This is a genomic window from Halarcobacter bivalviorum (genome assembly GCF_003346815.1).
GTDB lineage: Bacteria > Campylobacterota > Campylobacteria > Campylobacterales > Arcobacteraceae > Halarcobacter > Halarcobacter bivalviorum.
This window is the reverse complement of record NZ_CP031217.1, coordinates 767,701-785,572: the sequence shown is the minus strand read 5'-3', so window position 1 is coordinate 785,572 and position 17,872 is coordinate 767,701. Positions and strand designations below refer to the sequence as shown.

The 17,872-nt window shown below is 27.5% G+C and carries 19 protein-coding genes; 6 read left to right on the top strand and 13 right to left on the bottom strand.

Annotation, left to right across the window (positions count from 1 at the left end; translation table 11 throughout):
- Positions 1-10 precede the first annotated feature (10 nt).
- Positions 11-808: a YihY/virulence factor BrkB family protein gene (locus tag ABIV_RS03950; RefSeq protein WP_114838666.1), complete on the top strand. Its 798-nt coding sequence runs from the start codon at positions 11-13 to the stop codon at positions 806-808.
- Here ABIV_RS03950 and ABIV_RS03945 read toward each other — a convergent pair.
- The 3 genes from ABIV_RS03945 to dbpA all read right to left on the bottom strand — a co-directional run bounded on the left by ABIV_RS03945 (position 805) and on the right by dbpA (position 3,230).
- Positions 805-1,401: a pentapeptide repeat-containing protein gene (locus ABIV_RS03945; protein WP_114838665.1), complete on the bottom strand. Its 597-nt coding sequence runs from the start codon at positions 1,399-1,401 to the stop codon at positions 805-807. The genes ABIV_RS03950 and ABIV_RS03945 overlap by 4 nt on opposite strands.
- Before the next feature lie 10 nt (positions 1,402-1,411).
- Positions 1,412-1,798, bottom strand: coding sequence for a thioredoxin family protein (locus ABIV_RS03940; protein WP_114838664.1), 387 nt, complete (start codon positions 1,796-1,798; stop codon positions 1,412-1,414).
- A gap of 64 nt (positions 1,799-1,862) precedes the next feature.
- Entirely contained in the window at positions 1,863-3,230 is a 1,368-nt protein-coding gene (dbpA, locus tag ABIV_RS03935; protein WP_114838663.1) for an ATP-dependent RNA helicase DbpA, read from the bottom strand.
- 164 nt (positions 3,231-3,394) lie between these two features.
- On the opposite strand from dbpA, the gene ABIV_RS03930 reads away from it, so the two are divergent.
- The gene (locus ABIV_RS03930) at positions 3,395-5,794 is read left to right on the top strand and encodes a methyl-accepting chemotaxis protein (RefSeq protein ID WP_114838662.1); all 2,400 of its coding nucleotides are present in this window, start codon (positions 3,395-3,397) and stop codon (positions 5,792-5,794) included.
- 17 nt (positions 5,795-5,811) lie between these two features.
- On the opposite strand, the gene ABIV_RS03925 is transcribed toward ABIV_RS03930, so the two are convergent.
- Complete coding sequence (locus tag ABIV_RS03925; protein WP_114838661.1) at positions 5,812-6,342, bottom strand: DedA family protein; 531 nt, start codon at positions 6,340-6,342, stop codon at positions 5,812-5,814.
- A gap of 217 nt (positions 6,343-6,559) precedes the next feature.
- On the opposite strand from ABIV_RS03925, the gene ABIV_RS03920 reads away from it, so the two are divergent.
- Both ABIV_RS03920 and ABIV_RS03915 read left to right on the top strand, forming a co-directional pair.
- Positions 6,560-7,774: an EAL domain-containing protein gene (locus tag ABIV_RS03920; protein WP_162917972.1), complete on the top strand. Its 1,215-nt coding sequence runs from the start codon at positions 6,560-6,562 to the stop codon at positions 7,772-7,774.
- A complete protein-coding gene (locus tag ABIV_RS03915) occupies positions 7,774-8,571 on the top strand; it encodes a diguanylate cyclase domain-containing protein (protein WP_114838659.1) in 798 nt (265 codons plus the stop codon). The genes ABIV_RS03920 and ABIV_RS03915 overlap by 1 nt, the downstream gene beginning before the upstream one ends.
- Here ABIV_RS03915 and ABIV_RS03910 read toward each other — a convergent pair.
- From ABIV_RS03910 to ABIV_RS03875, 8 genes are all read right to left on the bottom strand, one after another.
- On the bottom strand, positions 8,568-9,482 hold the full coding sequence (locus ABIV_RS03910; protein ID WP_114838658.1) for a 5-oxoprolinase subunit C family protein: 915 nt from the start codon (positions 9,480-9,482) through the stop codon (positions 8,568-8,570). The genes ABIV_RS03915 and ABIV_RS03910 overlap by 4 nt on opposite strands.
- Entirely contained in the window at positions 9,479-10,156 is a 678-nt protein-coding gene (gene pxpB, locus ABIV_RS03905) for a 5-oxoprolinase subunit PxpB (protein WP_114838657.1), read from the bottom strand. Before pxpB ends, ABIV_RS03910 begins: the two co-directional genes overlap by 4 nt.
- Positions 10,157-10,906, bottom strand: coding sequence for a 5-oxoprolinase subunit PxpA (locus ABIV_RS03900; protein WP_114838656.1), 750 nt, complete (start codon positions 10,904-10,906; stop codon positions 10,157-10,159).
- A 26-nt stretch (positions 10,907-10,932) separates the two neighbouring features.
- On the bottom strand, positions 10,933-12,267 hold the full coding sequence (locus ABIV_RS03895; protein WP_114838655.1) for a TRAP transporter large permease: 1,335 nt from the start codon (positions 12,265-12,267) through the stop codon (positions 10,933-10,935).
- On the bottom strand, positions 12,260-12,742 hold the full coding sequence (locus tag ABIV_RS03890) for a TRAP transporter small permease subunit (protein WP_114838654.1): 483 nt from the start codon (positions 12,740-12,742) through the stop codon (positions 12,260-12,262). Before ABIV_RS03890 ends, ABIV_RS03895 begins: the two co-directional genes overlap by 8 nt.
- 8 nt (positions 12,743-12,750) lie before the next feature.
- Positions 12,751-13,707, bottom strand: a complete 957-nt coding sequence (locus ABIV_RS03885) for a TRAP transporter substrate-binding protein (RefSeq protein WP_114838653.1) — start codon at positions 13,705-13,707, stop codon at positions 12,751-12,753.
- 68 nt (positions 13,708-13,775) lie between these two features.
- Positions 13,776-14,456 carry a response regulator transcription factor gene (locus ABIV_RS03880; protein WP_114838652.1) on the bottom strand — a complete coding sequence of 227 codons (681 nt, stop codon included), beginning with the start codon at positions 14,454-14,456 and terminating at the stop codon, positions 13,776-13,778.
- Between the two features lie 4 nt (positions 14,457-14,460).
- Complete coding sequence (locus ABIV_RS03875; protein WP_114838651.1) at positions 14,461-15,993, bottom strand: sensor histidine kinase; 1,533 nt, start codon at positions 15,991-15,993, stop codon at positions 14,461-14,463.
- A 159-nt stretch (positions 15,994-16,152) separates the two neighbouring features.
- On the opposite strand from ABIV_RS03875, the gene ABIV_RS03870 reads away from it, so the two are divergent.
- Together ABIV_RS03870 and ABIV_RS03865 are read left to right on the top strand one after the other, a co-directional pair.
- Entirely contained in the window at positions 16,153-16,776 is a 624-nt protein-coding gene (locus tag ABIV_RS03870) for an LOG family protein (RefSeq protein ID WP_114838650.1), read from the top strand.
- A 69-nt stretch (positions 16,777-16,845) separates the two neighbouring features.
- Positions 16,846-17,388 (top strand): HPP family protein, encoded by a 543-nt coding sequence (locus ABIV_RS03865; protein WP_114838649.1) that lies wholly within the window; start codon positions 16,846-16,848, stop codon positions 17,386-17,388.
- On the opposite strand, the gene ABIV_RS03860 is transcribed toward ABIV_RS03865, so the two are convergent.
- On the bottom strand, positions 17,385-17,819 hold the full coding sequence (locus tag ABIV_RS03860) for a hypothetical protein (RefSeq protein WP_114838648.1): 435 nt from the start codon (positions 17,817-17,819) through the stop codon (positions 17,385-17,387). The genes ABIV_RS03865 and ABIV_RS03860 overlap by 4 nt on opposite strands.
- Between the last annotated feature and the right edge of the window lie 53 nt (positions 17,820-17,872).

Below are 17,872 nucleotides of genomic sequence, written 5' to 3'. Positions count from 1 at the left end.
AAGAATAAAAATGGAAGAACCAGAAATTGTAAAGAATCCAATTAAGACTTTTTTAAAAGCTTTGGATTCATTTTTCAATGATGACACGACTTATTATGCAGCAAGTCTTAGTTTCTTTACAATTTTTTCCATTTTACCAATAATTGCTCTTTTAATTGCAATTATCTCAAACCTTGAAGTAGTACAAAACTATGCTGATGTATTTATAAAATATACTTTTGATATTTTAAATCCTACGCACTCAGAAGATTTTATTAAAACCTTTAAAAACTATATTTCAAACTCAAATAAACTTGGTTGGCTTGGTATTTTATATATGCTTTTTGTTTTTATCATGTTTTTTAAAGATTATGAATATATTGTAAATAAAATACATAATGCAAAAAGAAAGCCTTTATTAACCTCTTTTTTCTTTTATCTATTTTTCTTAATTACCTTGCCTTTAATGCTTGCTATATTAAACATCGTATTATCTTTTTATGATAATTCTATTTTTAACTGGTTAATCACTTTCTCTTTTGCTTGGTTAATATTTTTTGGACTTTTTAAGTTAAGTGTTAATAGACATATTGATACAAAAGCTGCTGCTATTTCATCACTTTTTACACTGGTGGTATTATCCGTTACAAAAAACCTTTTTGTATATTATGTAGTTTATAATAAAACTTATGCCACTATTTATGGCTCTTTAGCAATTTTACTATTTTCATTTTTTTGGATATATATTTCATGGATTATCTATTTATATGGAATGAAAATGTGTCATAAACTAAATGTTCAACAACTTGCAAAGAGAAGAAAAGTTTAATCCTCGCAACTATTTTCATAAAGAATAGCTTCTTCTTGTTCTAAGTATTCACACTTCTTTTTTGAAAGAGTAGAGTTAGAAATTTTTGCATTCCAAAAGATAGCTTCGTCTATTTTTAAGTCTGTAAAGTTTATTGAATCAAAAATCGAATAAGCTGCACCTGCACCTGAGAAATCTACATTTTCAAAACTTGTATCTAAAAACCTTGCTCCCCAAAGTGAAAGATTTTTACATGAAAGGTTTTCTAAAGTAGCATTTGAAAGATTTGCACCTTTTAAAATTGTATTATCACATTGAACATTGATTAAAATAGCTCCTTCTAGATTTGAAGCTCTTAAATTTACATTATTTAAATTTACATTTTCTAAGGTTGTACCCCAAAGATTTGATTTAAGTAAGTCAGAGTTTTCAAAAGTAACTCCTGTTAAATTTGCTCCCATTAAGTTAGAGTTTTTTAAATCTTTATTACTCAAATTTGAAAAAGACAAGTCACACTCTTCACAAGATTTAGTCTCTAAATACTTTTCTAAATCCTCTTCATTATATGAAAAAAGAGATGTAATAAAAAATAGACTTATTAGAAAATATTTCATAATAACTCCTCTACTTTTCTATACTTTTTAAAAGTGTTAAAAACTCTTTTTCTCGCATTCCACCTAAACTTTTAGAAATAAGTTTCATATCCTTAGCATCGGCAAAAAAGAGAGTTGGTATACCAATAAATTTATAAGGAAGTTCTTTCTCCTGCTCTTTTATATCCATAATAACTGAAACAAAGTTTTCATTTACATAAGAGCTTACTTCACTATTTTTGAAAACCTTTTTTTTCATATAATTACATTCTGGACAAGTTGGTGTTGAGTACATAATCATTAAAGGTTTTTTCTCTTTTAATGCTTTTGCTTGTGCTTTTTTTAAACTATCTTCAAAATCTATACCTGAAGCAAACAGAAACGAAACCATAATTATTAGAAAAGATAATACTTTCATGATAAACTCCTTATTAATTTATACTATAGAAAACTCTGTCTTAAAATAGTCATAAATAAAATAACTACTTAATTTCACATCTAATAAACTTACCCTTAATTTTATTTTTTCGAAGCCCTTCATTAGCCTTTTTTATATACTCTTTTTTAATTGCAACATATGAAACAAAATCTAAAATATCAATTTTTCCAATTGCTTCTTTTGGTAATCCTATTGCAGCTGTTAACGCACCTAAAATATCCCCTGCTCTTAATTTATGCTTTTTACCACCATTTATAAAAAGTGTTCTATATTCACAATCAATTTCATCTAAACTAGCTTCAATTTCATCTTTATTACCAAAAATCAAATCATCAAATTTTTCTTCAATCATCTCAACTTTATATCTTGTTTCTTCATCATAAAAAGATACGGCTAAACCTTTTTTCCCTGCTCTTGCTGTTCTTCCTATTCTATGAATGTGAGTCTTTACATCTTTTGCTAAATCATAATTAATTACTAAATCAATATCATCAATATCTAACCCTCTTGAAGCAACATCAGTAGCAATTAAGATAGGATAAGATTTATTTGAAAACATGATTATTGTTTCATCTCTTTGTCTTTGCTCCAAATCAGAATGTAAAGTTAATACATCAACCTCATTTTCATATAAAATATCTGCCAACTCTTCACACTTTATTTTTGTATTACAAAAGATTAAAACACTTGAGGCTTTTCTTGATGCAATTAATGATGGGATTAATAAATCTTTTTCATTCTCATTTACTTCATAAAATATTTGGTTTATTGTCTGTTTTTCATGTACTGAATCATCTTGAATAAAGTGTGGTTCAATTAAAATCTGATTTGCTAAAGTCTCAATATCTTTTTCATAAGTCGCAGAAAAAAGCATTGTTTGTCTTTTTTTAGGTAAAGCCTCAATCACTTTAAGAATATCTTCATAAAATCCCATATCTAGCATTTTATCAGCTTCATCTAAAACAAGTAGCTCAACGCTACTTAAATCAATTTTTGTCTCAAAAATATGTTGTAATATTCTTCCTGGTGTTGCAACTATGATATGTGCCCCATGTTTTAAAGAAGCAACTTGTGGTTTATAAGGGACTCCTCCACAAAGAGTAAGTACTTTTACATTATGAATATGCCTACTTACTTTTCTAATTTGTTCTGCAATTTGATTTGCTAGCTCTCTTGTTGGAGCTAAAACTAAAGATTGAATTGCATATTTTCTTACTTTTAGTTTTTTTACAATAGGAATAGAAAAAGCAACAGTTTTTCCAGAACCTGTTTTTGCTTGTGCAATTAAATCTTTTCCTTCTAAAGAAAGAGGTAAAGACTCCTCTTGAATTCTTGTCATTGTTTTAAAATTAAGTGATTTTAGATTATCTAAAAATTTATCTGATAGGTTTAATTTGGTAAAATTGCTGATAACAATATCCTCTTTTTAAATTATTATAACGAAATCATTATAAATGTAATAAAATTATATTCCAAGTATATTACAATTTAAATATCTTTAAGTATAAATAGTATAAGCTTTTCAATATTTGTGAAAAAATTATTTTCATCAAAACCACTCTCAAAGGAGCCAGAATGCTTTCAAAATTATCTATAAAGCAGAAGCTAATACTAATAATGTCGATACCACTTTGTATTGTAATATTATTAGCTGCAAAACTTGGTTATAACTCTTTTATGTATTATAGCAATTTAAAGAGTTTAGACAATGTAATTGTCTTATCAACTAAAATAGGTGCTTTAGTTCATGAAACACAAAAAGAAAGAGGAATGACAGCAGGATATTTAGGAAGTAAAGGGAATAAATTCCATGATAAACTTCCAGGACAAAGAGAACTTACAAATACTAGATTAAATGAGATGAAAAGCTACTTAGCAAGTTTTAATGCAAAAGCTTATAGTCAAGAGTTTAACGAGAATTTAGACAAAAGTTTAGAGATGTTAACAAACCTTTCTAGTATAAGATCAAAAGTAACAGGTTTAAATATACCAGCTTCTGAGGCAATAGGTTATTATACAAAAGTTAATACTTCTTTATTAAATACAATAAGTAGTATCACAAAGCTTTCTACTAATGCTAAAGTATCACAAGATGTAATTGCTTATTTAAACTTTCTTTTATCTAAAGAAAGAGCAGGAATAGAAAGAGCTGTAGGTACAAATACTTTTGCAAGAGACAATTTTGGTGAAGGAATGAAAGCAAAATTCTATACTCTAATTGCAGCACAAAATGCTTATATGGATTCATTTTTAAAAATCACAGATGAATCTTCTAAAGAGTTTTATAATAATACAGTAAAAGGTAAAGCAATTGATGAAGTAAATAGAATGAGAGAGATTGCTTTATTTAAAGGACTTGATTCAAACTTTGGAGTTGATTCTTCATATTGGTTTGCAACAATTACAGATAAAATCAATCTTCTAAAAGAAGTAGAAAACTATATTGCAGAACATTTAATTGAAACAATTGATGAAGAGATGAATAATGCAACATTTGAAGTTATTCTATTTGGTATCTTAAGTGCTATTGGTGTAATTTTAACACTTGTTTTAGCTAGAACAATTGCTTTTACAATTCTATTAGATGTTGATTTAGTAAGAAAAGGTTTAGATGATTTCTTTGCCTTTATTAATTTTGAAAAAGATGATATTCATTTAGAAGTAGTTCATTCAGATGATGAATTAGGGAAAATGTCAAGACTTATTAATGAAAATATTAATAAAACAAAAGCAAATATTCAAGCAGATAAAAAACTTATTGAAAATACTATTGAAGTTGCAAATAAGATTAACAAAGGTCATTTAGATAGTAGAATTACTCATGATTCTAATAACCCTGCACTTAGTGAGCTAAAAAATATTATCAATGAGATGCTTCATACTCTAAATGAAAACTTTGAAAATATTATGAAAGTTTTAAACTCATACTCAAAACTTGACTTTAGACCACAACTTCAAGAGAATGACTTAGAAGGTATTATTAAAGAGCTTGAAGATGATGTAAATATCCTAAGAAATGTAATTACTGAAACACTAATTGAAAATAAAAGAAGTGGTTTAATCTTAAGTCAAAATGCGAATACTCTAACAAGAAATATGGATGAGATTGCAAATGCTGCAAATAGCCAAGCTGCCTCATTAGAAGAGACTGCTGCTGCTTTAGAAGAGATTACTGCAAATATTAAAAACAATACAGAAACTACAGTAAAAATGGCAGAATATGGAGATAAAGTTAAACACTCAGTTCTTACAGGACAAAGCTTAGCTAATAATACAGCTAAATCTATGGAAGATATTAATGCTCAAACAACGGCAATTAATGAAGCAATTACTGTAATTGACCAAATTGCATTCCAAACAAATATCTTATCTTTAAATGCAGCAGTTGAAGCTGCAACTGCGGGTGAAGCAGGAAAAGGTTTTGCAGTTGTTGCAGGTGAAGTTAGAAACCTTGCAAATAGAAGTGCAGAAGCAGCAAAAGAGATTAAAGATTTAGTTGAAAATGCCCAACTTAAAACTAATGAGGGTAAAAAGATTGCGACAGATATGATTAATGGATATGATGAATTAAATAAAAATATCTCAAATACTATTCAATTAATTGAAGATGTTACAACAGCGAGTAAAGAGCAATCTGCAGGAATGGTACAAATTAATGATGCAGTAAATAATCTTGATAAAATCACACAAGAGAATGCGCAAAATGCTTCACAAGCAGATACTATTGCACAAAAAACATTAGAGATTTCAAATATGATTATTGACCATGCAGATGCAAAAGAGTTTGATGGTAAAGATGAGATAAGAATTAGAAAAAGTACTACAGACTTAACTTATAATGGACAAGAAAAAAGAGCTATTGAAAAAGTTATAAAAAAAGAGCATCCAACATATAAAGAGGCACCAAAGCCAATCAAACCAAAAGAGATTAAAGCTACAAAAAGTAGTGGAGATGATGAATGGGAAAGCTTTTAAGCTTTCTCCTTCATAAATTAAACTTTTCTAAATAGATAAGCTAATCCTATTAAAATTGTAGCAACAATTGCTAAACCAACATATTTAAACTCTTCACTACTACTTAAGATATATTCTCCAGCAGTATAACTTGCAAATCCAACAACAAAAGCCCAAACCATAGTTGCAAGAGCATTAAAAACAACAAATTTCATTGCTGAATATTTTGTTAGTCCCATTGCTAAAGGAATAAGTGTTTTAATTCCATAAATATACTTTTGAATAAATACAACAAAAGAACCATATTTTCTCATCAAAATATGTGCTAAAGCAACTTTTCGTCCATACTTTTTCATCATATCTTTTGCATAAGCTTTATTTTGCCTAGCAAGAGTAAATAAAAATTGATCCCCTAAAAAATTTGAAATACCTGCAACTAAAATTGAAATAAAAATATTTAAATCTCCTGCATATGATAAAACACCTGCAATAACTAAGCCTACAAATCCTCCACCAAATGAGTATGCAAATAGAGCAACATATCCCCATTCCCTAATAAACTCTTCCACTTAATAGCCTTAAATTAATATTTAGTCCAATGCTTTTATAGCTCTGACTATTAGGATGAGATTTTAACTAAACTATCATAAATTAAGGGTTATTATACAGCATGTATAATCAATATTACAAATGTGACAATTTGCTTAAAAAAAATTACAAATTTGACTTTTATTAAAGAGTTAATCTTATATACTAAATAATTAATTTTAAGAAGGCAGTATGACTGTGTACAATAGTTTATGCAAATTTTTCTATAAAAATAACATTAAAACAACTTTTCTTGTTGATATTTTATATATGAAAGATATCAATGCTGTATATGGATTCGAAAATGGGGACTATATTATTAAGCAGTTGCATAGACTCTTAACTTCTAATATAAAAAACCAAATTCTATTTACACTTGAAAGAAAACTTTGTATTACAGTAGAAAATTCTCATGTTGATGTTTTTAATCTAACAGTCTATGAAGACCTATCAAAAATGGAAATTATAGAGATTAAAAATATAATCTTTAATACTATTATTTCACATCAATTCTCTTTACTTGATTCTGACCTTACTATTGATATTGATATTACTATTGGTTCTTCAAAAGGTAAAGGAAAAGAGCTGCAAGTTTATGCAGAAAAAGCTTTACATAATGCAAAGATGAACTATATAAACTTTATGTATTATGATGTGAATCTTTATAAATCACACTTTGAAAACGAAGAGTTATTATCTATTTTAAGAAGAAATATTGAAGAGAAAAGTGTTGAACCATTTTTTCAAGCTATTCAAGACAATAAAACAAAAGATATCTTTAAATTTGAAGCTTTAATGAGAATTTACGACAAAGATGGACAAGTTTTAATGCCTGCTGTTTTTATCGATAAAGCAAGAAAATATAGACTTTTCAATAAACTTATGGAGATTATGATTCTCAAAGTTATTGATTATATTAAAAAATATAAAATCAATGTAAGCATTAATTTAGACTATAATGATATTCTAAACCCTTCAATGAAAGAGTTTATTATAGAAAATATTAAAAATAGTGATGTGGGAGAACATTTAACTATTGAAATTTTAGAGAGTAAGCAAATAAGTAATTACTATTTAGTTAATGAATTTATTAGAGATGTAAAAAATTATAATGTTAGTATTGCTATTGATGATTTTGGAAGTGGTTTTTCAAACTATGAGCATATCTTAAATATCAATACAGATTATATAAAACTAGATGGTAGTTTAATTAAAAAGATTGATGAAGATGTTTATTATAACTTAGTAAAAAGTATTGTACTTTTTGCAAAAGAACAAAATATAAAAATTGTTGCAGAATTTGTAAGTGATTTAAAGATTTTAAGATATGTAAAATCACTTGATATTGATTATTCACAAGGTTACTATATTGCAAAACCTATGCCAATAAAAGAGATTATGGATGAGATGTAATGAAAGATAGATTAAAAGAAATTACTGACTTAACAATCAATGAACTACTTGAAGAAGAAGTTATTTTACCTTCAGAATATTTTGAATGTTTTGATAAACATGCCAAATTGTGTGAAGTTGATTTAGAAGATGAAGAGTTTGAAAAAGAAGTTGATGAGTTACTATTAAAAGAGATAGGAACTATTAATGATTATGTGAAAAGCGCTACTAAAAGTATTGATAGTGCTGCAACATTAACCCTTGATGCACAAAAAGCAATTGAAGAGAACAACTCAGATGCTTTAAAAAAGTTATATTCGCAAATAAGAGATTTACAAATTGAACTTCAAGATATTACAGAAAATATTTATAAAGACTATTTAACAAGTGCATATAATAAAAAATGGCTATATCATAAGTATTTAGCAGAAAACTCTAAAATAAAAGAGGATGCTATTATTATCTTAATAGATGTTACTGACTTTGAATATATAAAAAAGACTTACAATAAATTAATCTCAAATAATCTTCTGATTTTTATTTTTGAATTTATAAATAAAGAGTTTAAAAAAGAGGATATTGATTTTGAAATATGTAGATATTTAACTAATAAATTTATAATCTCAGTTAAAAACAATAATTTTAATAGTGTAACAAATCTAATTAAAAATACATCATCTGTACTTTTTGGAACAACTTTAAAGAGTAACTCTGGAGTAATGATTAAACCAAATTATAAATATTCTACACTATCTATTAAAAAAGATGACTCTTTTCATGAAATTTTAAATTCACTTATCAAAAAGCTTGAAGCCTAAGAAAAGGCTTCAATAAACTTTAATACTTTTTCTCGTGCTTCATTAACTTCAATTTTTTCAAACCTAATTTTATTTCCAGGTTTCATTTGAGCTAATTTAAAGCAATCAAGACTTAAAACAGACCCAATTTTTGGATAACCTCCAATTGTCTGTCTCTCTTTTAAAAGAATAATAGGCTTTCCATCTTTTGGAATTTGAATACTTCCAAAAGCAATTGCTTCTGAGATTAAATTTGAGATTGTACACTCAATAGCTTCTCCATCAAGCTTACAAGCCATAGAGTTAAAATCAGGAGTAATTGTGTACTCACTATTAAAAAACTTATCAATCTGATCTTGTTCAAAAGTATCACATTGATAAGAAAGAATAACTCTAAGAGTTAACTCTTTTTTATATTGAGGAATATATTTTTCTTTCCATCTTCTTTTTATAAAAGTAGAATTCTCTTCATATGGTAAAATATCATTATTTACAAGCTTTTGGCCATTTAAACCACCAAAACCCTCTTTTTGTGAAGTAGCGTAACTTCCAAACTCTTTTTCAATTTGAAAGCCACCTTTCACACCTAAGTAAACTCTTTGTCCTTCAAGGATTCTAGATACTTTTATCTCATCTCCTACTCTTACAAAATGAGTTTCCCAAATATTTTTTTGTTCACCATTAATAAAAAACTCGCACTTTGCACCTGTTATTGCAATAGTACTACTTTGAGTAACTTTTATCTGCAAAGAAGGAAAAAGTATTTCAAGAAGGTTAGTATCAAGACTATTATCTAAAAGCTTATTACAAGCATTGGCAGCATACTCATCCATAAAACCTGAATTTGTAACACCAAGATGCATGAAAGAAAATCTTCCTTTATCTTGTATTGTTGTATAAATTCCAGCTTTTATTAGTTCAAAGCCTTTCATATAATTCCACCTTGTTTTAAAAACTCTTCTTTTGAAATTTGATTAAATTTAATTTTTGTATTAATATCTATTTGAGATAAAGCCTCTAAGTTTTTATCAAAAAACTCAAAAGTTGTTTTCCCAATAATATTCCAACCACCAGGGCTATCTTTTGGATAAACAGCTGTTTGTGTATCAGCAATAGAAACACTACCTTTTGGTATTTTTTTTCTAGGAGTCTCTAATCTTTTTGTTGCAATTTTCTCATCTAGTACACCTAAATAAGCGAACCCTGGTAAAAATCCAATTGTATAAACATCATAAACCTTTGAAGAGTGCAGATTTATAACCTCTTCAATTGTTAGTTTATTTATACTTGCAACCCTTTGTAAATCAAAACCTACTTCTTCACCATAATAAACATCAATCTCTACAAGTTTTGAGTTAGTGTCATCATCTACTTTAACATTTTTTAGCTCTTCTTCTAAATACTTTTTTATAGATTCAAAATCATATTTTAATAATTCATATGTAATTAAAATTGAGCTATAAGACGGGATAATGTCAATAAAAGCTTCATTATTTAAAGATTTTAAATAAGCATATGAAGCTTTTACTTTGTTTGAAATCTCTTTTGAGATATTGTTATCAAAATAGATAATAACTGAATCAACAGAAGCTACTTTTATTTCCATTTAACTCACTACTTTTTGTAAAGCTTGAATAAAGCTAAGAGCATTTTCTCCATCTCCATGAACACAAACTGTATCTGCTTTTAAGAAAAGTCTATGTCCATTTATACTCTCTAAATATCCTCTTTCTTTTAGATTTTGAATTCTTTCAATAACTAAAAGTTCATCATGGATAACAGCATTTGGATTCATTCTTGATACTAAGCTTCCATCATCATTATAGTTTCTATCTGCAAATACTTCATAGATTAAATCTATTGAGTACATCTTTGCAGTATAAGCATAAGCCTCATTATTTGGGTTTGATAAAATCATTAATTTTATATTCTTATCATATGAAGATATTGCACTTAAAATAGCTTTAAAAATATTTTCATCTTTCATCATATCATTATACAAAGCCCCATGAGGCTTCACATAAGATACAGTAGTTCCATGTGCTTTACAAAAAGCACTAATAGCGCCTAATTGATAAAGAATAATTGATTTAATTTCACCTAGAGTACATTGAATTGTTCTTCTTCCAAAACCAACTAAATCTTGATATGCAGGATGTGCACCAATAGTTACATTATGTTTTTTTGCAAGTTCAACTGAACGATTCATTGTTAAAGGATCACTAGCATGGAAACCACAAGCAAGATTTGCCATACTAATGTATGGCATAATCTCTTCATCAGCTCCCATTTTCCAAATACCAAAGCTTTCACCCATATCACAATTTAATCGAATATTCATCTCATTACCTTCCATTAATATCCCTTATTTTACCAAAAAAACTATTTAATCATTTGATTAGGTAAATAGAATACTATTTCAGGGAATAAAGTAATTAAAACAACAGTAACAATCATAAGGATAAAGAATGGGAATGTTGCTTTTAAAATTGTTTGAATTTTTTCGTTACTTATTCCTTGAATTACAAATAATGAGAATCCAACTGGCGGTGTAATCTGTGCCATTTCAACCATAAATACTAAGAAGATACCAAACCATAAAGGATCATATCCAGCTAAAATTACAATAGGTAAAACGATTGGCAGAGTCATTACTACAATAGAAATTGCTTCTAAAATCATTCCTAAAATAATGTACATAATACCTATTAATAAAATCAACATTAATGGAGAAAGACCAAGTTCTGAAATAAACTCACTCATAGCTCTTGCAATTCCTAAGAATCCAATTACTTGAGAAAGAAATACAGCACCAGCAATAATAAACCCAATCATAACCGAAGTTTTAACAGAGTTTAAAAGAGCATTTTTTAGAATATCTATAGAGATAGCTTTGAAATATGTAGCAAGAATTAAACTTCCTAATACTCCAAGAGCGGCAGCTTCAGTTGGAGTTGCAAAACCACCATAAATAGAACCTAAAACAAGCCCAATAAGAGAAAAAATAGGTGCTAAATCTTTAAAAGAATTAATTCTATCTTTAAAAGTAAATACCTCTTTTTCATCAGGTAAAACACTTGGATCAACTTTTGCTTTATACATAATATAAAATGAATATAAAGAAGCAAGTAGAAGTCCAGGTAAAATACCAGCAACGAATAACTTTCCAATTGAAACATCTGATAGAACACCATAAATAATCATAATAAGTGATGGTGGGATTAAATACCCTAGTGTTCCTGAACCAGCTAATGATCCCATTGCTAAAGTCTTAGAATAACCTCTATTTTTCAGTTCTTCTAATGTAATTTTACCAACTGTTGCCGTTGTCGCAGCAGATGAACCTGATACAGCAGCAAAAAGTGAACATGCTGCAACATTTACGTGAAGTAAACCACCAGGAATGAAAGCTAACCAAGGTTTTAAACCATTTAATAATCTTGTAGAAACAGAAGACTTATAAAGTATTTCTCCCATCAAAATAAACATTGGTAAAGCTGCAAGAGACCATGAATTTAACGCATCATATAAAGATGAAGCTAATAAATCACCAATTTTGTCATAAACAGAAATTACAGGTGGTAAGTTATGATCAAACAGTAACATTCCAATAATACCTGTAAGAATTAAAGAAACACCAATCCATAATGATGATAATAAAAATACAAACATTATGGCAATTAAAATAACCGATAAAATTAAAGGATCACTAATCATTTGTAAATCCTTTAAAAATAAATAATACTACTGCTAACATAAACATTGTAATTCCTATTGGCATAGCAAGTTGAGTTAAATATAATGGTGTTTCAGAAACATTTTCTGATAACATCTCTAAAGAGTATGAATCATATGTAAATAAAGCTGTTCTATAAAGAGCAAAAGCTAAAACAGCTAAAGTAATAAGTGCTGCAAGAATATCAATTTTTCTATTTACTTTTTTTGATAACCTTGAAGTAATTATATTAATTCTAATATGAGAATCACTCGAAAAAGTATATGCAAGACCAAAGAAGATAGAAGCTAAATAAAAATATCCACTATACTCATCTGCAATCATTGTTGACATATCAAATAATGATCTAATAAAAATTTCTATTAAAATCAATGAAACTAAAGAAACTAAAATAAAAGCTGACAGATAAGCTCCCATTTTGGTAAGCTTATCTATAAAGTTTGAAATAAAACTCATAAGTTTTACTACTTTCTGTATTCTTCAAAAATTGCTTTAATTTGAGAATTTGCACCATCTAAGTAATCTTCTAATAACTCATTAGCAATTTTGTCTAATTGAGCTTTTAATTCTGGTGTTGCTTCACTAACATTCATTCCATTTTTAGTAAGCATCTCTAAAGCAACTTTATCTTCTTGTTTTGCAGCTTCCCATTGAGCTTTTTCAATCTCTGATGCTGCTTTTAACATAGCTTCTTGTTGAGCTTTATCTAATGAGTTCCAGTAATCTAAGTTAATTGTAACTGCTTGTAAAGGGTAAGCATAATTAATTTTTGTATAGTGAGATAATACTTCCCAGAATTTACCATCTTTTCCAGATGCTGAAGAAGTAACTACAGAGTCTACTAGACCAGTTCTTAATGAAGAATAAACCTCTCCCCATGGTAATGCAACTGCATTTCCACCCGCTTTATTAATAAATGAAGCTGAGTTTTTATCATAAGTTCTAGTTTTTACACCTTCAAAATCAGATAGTTTTGTAACTTCTTTTTTTGAATAAAAACCAGATGCTGGCCATGTTACAGAATAAAGTAACTTTTGATTCCATTTTTTTGCAGTTTTTTCATAAGCAGGCTTTGCTAATTGATATAACTTATAAGCATCTTCATATGAGTTTGCAATAAATGGTAAAGCAGAGATTCCGAACACTTTTCCTCCACCAGAAGTAAAAGGAATAAACATATCAGTCATTGCAACTGTTCCATCTTTTACTGCTTTTAGTGGGTTCCCTTTGATAAGTGCACTACCTGCATGTACTGTAATTTCAATAGAACCTTTAGAGTAATCTTTTACTAGTTCTGCATACTTTTCAGCACCTTTTGTATGGAAGTTATTTGCACCATATTTTGCATTTAAATCCATCTTAACATTACCTGCTAATGCAACACTTGCAAGAGCAGCTAAAAGTAAACTTTTCTTAAACATTTAAGACTCCTTTTTTAGTTTATGAAATTCATCATAAAACAATCAAGTGAGTTTCAAGTGAGTTTTTATTAAGAATTAATTAATTTATAGCCCTCTTGTGGCTTATTTGTAATAATTTCAATAGGAATTCGTTTTCTAAACTCTTTAATAAAAGTTTTTAAAGCTGTGATACTCATAGATTTATCTCGCCATAAATACTCTTCTATTAAATCATAAGTTACTACTACATTTCTATTTCGATGAAGTAAAAGCAAAAACTCTTTATCTCTTTTTCGTAGAGGAATTAATTGCTCTTTATAAAAAAGTTCTCTTTGCTCCATGTCAAAATATAAATCCTTATGAAAAGTGATAATCTCTTTTAATCTCTTTCCAAAGGCTTTTATTATTCCAGTTAATAAAGAGTCAGAATTTACAGGTTTTAAAATATATTGATTGATATTTAGATTAATAAGTTCTAAAAGATACTCCTCATTAGAGTAAGCTGTTACCATGATTACCAAAGTATCCATATCTTTTTTTCTTATATCTTCAACCAAAGAGATACCACTTTTATTTGGCATTTCAATATCAGTAATAATTAAATCAGGTTTATATTCATTATATAAATAGTATCCATCTTCCCCATTTTTTGCTTCATAAACACCTCTAAAATAGTATTTTAAAGTATTTACTAATCTTTTTCTAATACCATCTTCATCTTCAACACAAAGAACAGTATAGTTTTGAAGTTGTTTGATTATATTTTCCATATTATTAAACCACCTCTTCTATTGGAAGTACAATTAAGAAGCTTGCTCCTCTTCTTTTATTTTCAACACTAATTTCGCCATTCATATTTTTTTCAATAATCATTTTTGCCATATAAAGACCAAGACCTGTTCCCTTTGAAGCACTTTTTGTCGTAAAATATGGCTCAAAAATTAAATCAAAATAATCCTCTTCTACTCCACCTGCATTATCTTTTACTTTAATAATAACATTATTATCTCTTTTTGTTACTACTAATTTAATCTCTGGGTCAGAAATTTGTCTATGAATTAAAGCATCTTTTGCATTTGATAAAAGATTTAAAATTACTTGTGCAAACTCCCTTTCATAACCATGAATCATAGGATTATGTTTAATTCTTTTTTCTACTTTTATATTAAAGTTTTTTAAAGAAGCATCAACTAAAGTTAAAGCCTCATTGCAAGCATCTTCAATAAAAAAATCAACTTTTAATTTATCTGGTTTGAAAAAGTTTCTAAAATCTTCAATAGTATTAGACATAAATTCTATTTGCTTATTTGATTCTTTTACAGAGTCTTCAATCATTGAAGGTGTCACTTTATTAAATTTATTTGCCGTTTCAAGTTCCATTAAAATTCCAGAAACCTCACTTAAAGGTTGTCTCCATTGATGAGCAATCATTGAAAGCATAGCTCCCATTCTAGCAAGTCTTGATTGATGGAGCATTGCTCTATCTTTTTTCTTTACTTCTTTAATTGCTTTTTGAACTTTTAACTCTAAGTTTCTATTTAAATCCTCTAATAAAAGCTCTTTTCTTTTTACACTCTCTTGATAAGCACTAAATACTTGAGTAATCTTTTTTGACATAATAAAAGATAAAACACCAATAAGTAAAATAGCTAAGAAAGATACAGTAACAACCAATCGAATATGTTTATTAATCTTCTTTTCTAGTAATCTTTTATTTTGCTCAATTGAATCTTGAATATCATCAATATAAAGACCTGCTCCAATTACCCAATTATATTTTTTATAAAGTCTAAAGAAACCAAGTTTTTTTGAGAAATCTTTTTCATTTGGTTTTTGCCAATAATATTCAATAAAAACACCGTCTGGTTTCTCTTTAGTTTCATCAATAAACCTTTTAGTAATAAGTCCACCTCTAGCATCTTTTAAATCAATATCAAAGGTATCAATACTATTTTGTCTAAAAGGGTGTCCTCTTAAATAGTAGTTCGTATCATGTATCCAAAGGTATCCATGTTTTCCATATCTAATAGTTTCTAAATATTCTAAAATATCTTTTTTTAATTCTTGTTCATCTAGTTTTTTATTGTTATTTACTCTATGTTCAATGTAGTTAATGGCATAATCAATCTCTTTTTTTAGTATCTCTTTTTGTTTTTCTAAATATTGTTTTTCAACAATTAAACTCTCTTCTTCAAAATAGTTATTTTGATTTTCTATGAAAAAATATATTGTAAAAAAGGCAATTAATATAGCTGTAATAATTGGTGTAAAAATAATAAGTCTGGGTATATTTTTTTCATTAAACAACACGCTCTCCTGATAAAAAAAAGACATTTTAGCAAAAATTAGTGAGATAAAAGTGAGTATTAATTAGAAAATTAAATAAAAGTTACTACTTTTTTAAAAGATTACAAGCTTTATAATGAAAATATAAATATAATCTAGCTTTTATAAAAGGAGTTAATCATGGAAAAAAATAATGTAATTTATAGTACTAGAATAAATGATGACTTCACAAATGGTAGAGAACTTTTAAAGAATTTAAAAAACAATGTTACTATATTTGGAAGCGCAAGAACAAAACAAACAAACCTTTATGCAATGAAAGCACAAAAGTTAGCTTATTTATTAGCTAAAGAAGGAATTAATATCATCACTGGTGGTGGAGATGGAATAATGCAAGCTGCAAACAGAGGTGCATTTAAAGCTCCTGTAGGAGAGTCTGTAGGATTAAGTATTGACTTGCCTTTTGAGCAATCTGTAAATCCATACACTACAAAACAACTTACATTTAATTACTTTTTTTCAAGAAAATATATGCTTGTAAAATATTCTAAAGCTTGTGTTATTTTCCCTGGAGGATATGGAACTTTAGATGAACTTTTTGAAGTTGTAACTTTAACTCAAACAGGAAAAATGAGAGATGGATTTAGAGTTTACCTTGTTGGAAGTGAATTTTGGCAGGATTTAATGAAATTTATTGAAAATACTTTAGTTAATGAAAAAATGATAGATCCAGGTGATTTAGATATTATCAAAGTAATAGATGATATAGAAGTTATAAAAGAGGAAATTTTAAATATCTGTTAATTGATTCAAGTCATAGAATAAAACAAACATTATAGTTATACTTCATTTTTTTGAAGGTAACTATAATCTATGAAAAAGTTTTTTAAAAAATTTAAAAAAATAAATACTGAAAAAATAGAGTTTGAAAATCTAATTTGGTCTTGGATTGGCTCTTTCTTAGGAATAATTGCTATAGCTTTTATCCATTTTAGCTTTTTAAATGATACTGACTTATCTTTAGTTATTGGCTCATTTGGTGCTAGTGCTGTTTTAATTTATGGTGCAATTCACTCTCCCTTAGCTCAACCTAGAAATCTTGTAGGGGGACATATTTTAAGTGCAATTATTGGAGTTTCTAGTTTTAAACTTTTTGGTGATTATTTATGGTTGTGTTCTGCTCTTGCAGTAGCTAGTTCTATTTTAGTGATGCAATTAACTTTAACTTTACACCCACCTGGTGGAGCAACTGCTTTAATTGCAGTAATAGGAAGTGAACAAATACATAACTTAGGTTTTTTATATGTATTAATTCCTGTAACAACAGGAGCACTTATTATGCTTCTTATTGCTTTACTTATAAACAATATCCCTAAAAAGAGATATTATCCCAACTCAAAAAATAAAGATACCTAATATTGATACATATGGTATTTTTTATTCTCTTTTGCTTTTTGTTCTTCTAATTTTTTATAAGCTTCTAAAGCCTCTTGTTTTAAAACTTCATCAATCTCTTTTGTTTGAATCTCTTTTAAAATCACTTCTAAAACTAAAATATAAACGATAGAATTTAACTTCTTTGAGTCTTCATTTCTCATTTGGAAATCTAAATCTATTGCATAAATTGCTTCTTGAAAAGTAAAAAATAGTCTTTGAGATAAATCTTCTAATCTTAGGGTATATCCTAAAATCACTAAGAAGTTTTCTCTAAACTCTTCATCTAATTTCTTCTTTTTTAACTCTTCTGCAAAATCAAAAATTGCATTTGAATACTCGTTTTGTATTGAGTTTGAATCTACAACTTTTGTTTTAAAGCTATAAAAAAATTGTGAAATTTCTTCTACCATTTTATCCTACTAATATAAATTTGCGATATTTTAACATATAATATTAAAAACTT

What these genes read in the sequence shown, in the direction of transcription:
- ABIV_RS03950 (WP_114838666.1), top strand. Translation starts at nt 11, where the DNA reads ATGGAAGAACCAGAAATTGTAAAGAATCCAATTAAGACTTTTTTAAAA.
- ABIV_RS03945 (WP_114838665.1), bottom strand. Translation starts at nt 1,401, where the DNA reads ATGAAATATTTTCTAATAAGTCTATTTTTTATTACATCTCTTTTTTCA.
- ABIV_RS03940 (WP_114838664.1), bottom strand. Translation starts at nt 1,798, where the DNA reads ATGAAAGTATTATCTTTTCTAATAATTATGGTTTCGTTTCTGTTTGCT.
- ABIV_RS03930 (WP_114838662.1), top strand. Translation starts at nt 3,395, where the DNA reads ATGCTTTCAAAATTATCTATAAAGCAGAAGCTAATACTAATAATGTCG.
- ABIV_RS03915 (WP_114838659.1), top strand. Translation starts at nt 7,774, where the DNA reads ATGAAAGATAGATTAAAAGAAATTACTGACTTAACAATCAATGAACTA.
- ABIV_RS03910 (WP_114838658.1), bottom strand. Translation starts at nt 9,482, where the DNA reads ATGAAAGGCTTTGAACTAATAAAAGCTGGAATTTATACAACAATACAA.
- pxpB (WP_114838657.1), bottom strand. Translation starts at nt 10,156, where the DNA reads ATGGAAATAAAAGTAGCTTCTGTTGATTCAGTTATTATCTATTTTGAT.
- ABIV_RS03900 (WP_114838656.1), bottom strand. Translation starts at nt 10,906, where the DNA reads ATGGAAGGTAATGAGATGAATATTCGATTAAATTGTGATATGGGTGAA.
- ABIV_RS03895 (WP_114838655.1), bottom strand. Translation starts at nt 12,267, where the DNA reads ATGATTAGTGATCCTTTAATTTTATCGGTTATTTTAATTGCCATAATG.
- ABIV_RS03890 (WP_114838654.1), bottom strand. Translation starts at nt 12,742, where the DNA reads ATGAGTTTTATTTCAAACTTTATAGATAAGCTTACCAAAATGGGAGCT.
- ABIV_RS03885 (WP_114838653.1), bottom strand. Translation starts at nt 13,707, where the DNA reads ATGTTTAAGAAAAGTTTACTTTTAGCTGCTCTTGCAAGTGTTGCATTA.
- ABIV_RS03880 (WP_114838652.1), bottom strand. Translation starts at nt 14,456, where the DNA reads ATGGAAAATATAATCAAACAACTTCAAAACTATACTGTTCTTTGTGTT.
- ABIV_RS03870 (WP_114838650.1), top strand. Translation starts at nt 16,153, where the DNA reads ATGGAAAAAAATAATGTAATTTATAGTACTAGAATAAATGATGACTTC.
- ABIV_RS03865 (WP_114838649.1), top strand. Translation starts at nt 16,846, where the DNA reads ATGAAAAAGTTTTTTAAAAAATTTAAAAAAATAAATACTGAAAAAATA.
- ABIV_RS03860 (WP_114838648.1), bottom strand. Translation starts at nt 17,819, where the DNA reads ATGGTAGAAGAAATTTCACAATTTTTTTATAGCTTTAAAACAAAAGTT.